This is a genomic window from Mesorhizobium sp. M8A.F.Ca.ET.218.01.1.1, from assembly GCF_004791165.1.
Taxonomy (GTDB): Bacteria; Pseudomonadota; Alphaproteobacteria; order Rhizobiales; family Rhizobiaceae; genus Mesorhizobium.
Window position 1 is genome coordinate 1 of sequence record NZ_SRUZ01000080.1, and the last position, 371, is coordinate 371.

Below are 371 nucleotides of genomic sequence, written 5' to 3' on the forward strand. Positions count from 1 at the left end.
GCCGGCCGATGCCGCGGCGACTGCGGTGAGGCCACCTTTGACGAAAGTGCGGCGGTTCAGACTGAAATCCTGGTTCCCACTCATTTTTCGCTCCTGTTGCAGATTTCTTGTTTCTTTCAGAGCGCCGCTCCCTCGGCGCGGGGTCGTCTACGGCTGTTCGTCGTGGTAGTCGCCAGGGCCGCCGTCGAGCCAGGCGTAGAGTTCCCAGAGCGTGTCGTCCGGGTCGGTGAAATAGGCGCAGCGCGCGTTCCAGACATAGTCTTCCGGCGGACCATAGAAGGGCACGCCCTTGGCGCTCAGCTCGCCATGCAGCCGGTCGATCTCGCCGGGGCTGTCGAGCCGCACCGCCACGCAGACCTTGTGCGCCTGGC

Annotated in this window: 1 protein-coding gene; it reads right to left on the reverse strand. The window is 65.0% G+C overall.

Annotated features, from left to right (window positions below; all coding sequences use genetic code 11):
- Positions 1–147 precede the first annotated feature (147 nt).
- On the reverse strand, positions 148–371 hold a 224-nt coding region (locus tag EN861_RS34475; RefSeq protein WP_135928221.1), incomplete at its 5' end, for a VOC family protein.